The organism is Rhodococcus sp. MALMAid1271, assembly GCF_049195265.1.
Classification (GTDB): domain Bacteria; phylum Actinomycetota; class Actinomycetes; order Mycobacteriales; family Mycobacteriaceae; genus Rhodococcoides.
Map to the genome: position 1 here is coordinate 1 of NZ_JBMIRQ010000050.1, position 3,243 is coordinate 3,243.

At 62.3% G+C, this 3,243-nt stretch carries 1 protein-coding gene and 1 pseudogene; both read right to left on the reverse strand.

Annotated features, from left to right (window positions below):
- Positions 1–345 precede the first annotated feature (345 nt).
- Positions 346–1,116, reverse strand: a complete 771-nt coding sequence (locus ACOQFP_RS04750; RefSeq protein ID WP_341245396.1) for an ATP-binding protein — start codon at positions 1,114–1,116, stop codon at positions 346–348.
- Positions 1,113–2,645 (reverse strand): annotated as a pseudogene (gene istA / locus ACOQFP_RS04755) (IS21 family transposase). Before istA ends, ACOQFP_RS04750 begins: the two are co-directional and overlap by 4 nt.
- Positions 2,646–3,243 lie beyond the last annotated feature (598 nt).

Sequence of the window (3,243 nt, forward strand, 5' to 3'; positions counted from 1 at the left end):
CCGCTGTCAACGACGCGTATTCCGCACCGTGGTCCGCGAGCAACCGCAGGGCCCTCGCGCGGACCTCCGGATCGATTTTCTTGGGCATGTGCTCATCCTTCCTGACTCAGAAGGAAGCGGCATCAAACCTGGGGTGATTCACTCCGCGGATGCGGTCTTCGCGGGGTGTTGTGGGGCAACAGTATGGCCGAAAGTTTCTTCGCTGATTTCAAGAACTGTCAATGGACATCGGGAAGTGACCACAGGCGGTCACGAGAACTGCCCATGGGTGGCCAACAAGAACTGACCGGTGGCGGACACGAATCTGCCCATGTCGGGTTTGTCCGCCACCGGTCGAGCATCATGTCAGGTCGAGGGTTTGACCCCCTGACCGTGCAGGGCTTGGGCGAGGCGGACCGAATCGCCGCTGGTTTGGCATAGAAGCGCGTGGTGCAGCAGCCGATCGACCGTTGCAGTGGCGAGGGTCTTGGGCATCAGTTCGTCGAACCCGCTCGGGTGAAGGTTCGAGGAGATCGCGACGGACTTGCGTTCGTAGGCTGCTTCGACGATTCGGTACAGCCCTTCGGCGGCATCGGTCCCGACGGGCAACAGCCCGACATCGTCGATCACGACGAGTTCGGCGCGCACGATCTTCGCGATCGCTTTGCCGAGTGAGTCGTCGGATCGGTGCGCGCGTACGAGGACCCCGATCTGCTCGAGGGTGAACCACGCGACCGGCATCCCCGCTTGGATCACGTTCTGTCCCAACGCTTCGAGGAAGAATGTCTTGCCTGTCCCGGCCGGCCCGCAGACCACCAGATTCTCGCGGCGATGCACCCATTCGAGGGTCTGCAGGGCATGCTGGGTGGGAAGCGGGATCGATGATGCGTTCTCGTCCCAGACCTCGAAGGTCTTCCCGGTGGGGAATCCCGCTGCTTTGCGGCGGGCGGTCAGCATCGATCGTGCCCGGCCGGCGGATTCCTCTGAGAGAAGCGCTTTGACGACCTCGGCGGGGTCCCAGCGTTGTGCTCGTGCGGTGGCGAGGACTTCGGCGGCGATGGACCTGGCATGCGGCAGGCGGAGTTGCCGCAGCAGCGTTTCGAGGTCGGTGGGGAGTTCCGCTGTGACGGTGTTCATCGCTGACCTTCGTTCGTCTCGTCGGCGGTTTTGTGTTCGATAGCGTTGCTGCCCAACAAGTTCCATCCTGATGTGCCTTGCGTGAGGGAGGTGGATTCGGATGCGCCGCGGCGGGTGAGGTCCATTCCCTTCGATGCGAGGATCGAGTCGAGGTCGCCGGTGGCGAAGCGGCCGTGCACCGCTGCGTGCCCGAGTGCCCAATCGACATCGCCCCGAACTCCGAGTCGCGCGAGATCGACCGCGTGCGACATTTTCAGGTATATCCGTTCGGTGCCGACCGCGGCGGCTTCCTTGAGCCATGTCGCGGCACCTTCCCCGATCGCGAGGAATTGCTGTTCGGATACTGTTCGCGCGCGGACGCTGTAGTCGCCGGGGATCCTCGGGTGATGTCCGGGGAAGTGGGCGTCGTCGATGGCGGGGCTGCCGGGTGTGGTGCGGGCGTGCCGGGCCACTTCGATCGGGCCACCGTCATCGAGAGCGCAGATGACGACCTCATCTGTCCCGTCGTGCAGTCTGACCCACACGCTCTGACCCAATAGTGTTGCTGGTGTCGAGTATTGGCAGTGATCAAAGGTGACCATCGGTGTGTTGTCGGGGACTCGGCGAGCGACTCCGAGGACTGCGGTGTGCGGCATGTCGGGGATACCGTGCAACTCGGGTCGTTCCTCGGCGAGCATCTCGTTCGGGACGCGGCGGGTGGCCCGATGTACTCGGGCGTTGATCTCGGTCATGAACGCCGTGCACGCGATTTCGACGTCGGCGAAGGTGGCGTACTGCTCGAGCAGGTTCGTCTCGGTGGGCACGATGTCGGCTTTGGCGAGTTTGACAGCGTTCTCCACTCCGCCTTTCGATGCAGGGTCCGCCGGTTGGCAGGTCAGCACGGTGATTCCGTAGTACCGACCGAAGGTGACCGCGGTGCGATTGCGGATCGGGACGCCGGCGACGTGGCCGGCGGTAACGGTCTTTTCGTTGTCGGTGAGCAGGTAGGTCGGTGCGCCGCCGATGATGCGGAAGACCCGGTCCAGGCCAGCGAAGACGCTCGCTGCGGTGCGGTCGCGTAGTGGGACCACGATGCGGTAGCGGCACCAGGCCAGCCAGGCGACGAGGAGCACGATCTTGCGGCCGTCGACGACCGGGCCGTCTCCGAAGTCGTACTGCAGCCACAGTCCTGGTTCGGTGATCCATGGCCGGTGCACTCTCGTATTGCCCAGTCTCCATTGGGTTTTGATTTCGGCGAGGGCGCGTCGAGTGGTGCGGTCGGCACCGGTGTAGCCGAGTGCGAGAAGTTTCTAGTGGGCTTTGTCGCCGCGGATCTTGCCCTTGGATTTGGAGACCCACTCTTCGAGGTATTCGAGCCAGTCGTCGGTGATTTTGGTTCGGTGGGTGGCCGGTGGCAGGCCGGCGTCTCGGTCTTCGACGGCCTTTTTCACGGTGTTGTGGGAGCAGCCGCACAAGTCTGCGGCGGCCCGCAATGATCCGGTCAGGTCGTATGCATTGAGTATGTCCATCAGTTCTCCGTCAGACTTCACGTGGTCTCTCCTGCGGTGGATTCGATACGGACTAGGCATCGGTATCGAAACCGCAGGAGAGGCCTCCTCGGCGCTGACGCGCCGAGAGGATGGGTGTGGTCTGGGCAGATTCGTGGCCACAGGCGGTCACATTCGTGGCCGCGAGTGGTCAGTTCTTATCGGCCGTCAGTGGGCATATTCATGGCCGCCTGTGGTCAGTTTTTCATGGCCGCCGACAAAGAACGAATGCGTCTACCGAACGATCTACTCCACCAAAAGCAAAGCACGACAAGACATCGTCAGATACATCGACGGCTTCTACAGTTCACAACACCGCCATTCGGCGCTCGGGTACCGAACCCCGAACGCTGTCCACTACAGTTACGGGCAGTCCGCAAACGCGGCTTCAGAATAGTCATCTCCAGTGTCGGAAATCCTCGCGGCAGATCAACCCCACGCACGGCATCCGACCGTGATCGATAGTGCCCCATGGGGTGGTGTAATTCGGATCGGTGAACCATCCGGTTCATGATCAACGAGTTGTGTTGTATGTTAGGCGCTTTCGAGCTGAGGTGTCAACGACTCAGCGGTCGTGTCGGTTGATACTGCAGCGCGTTCC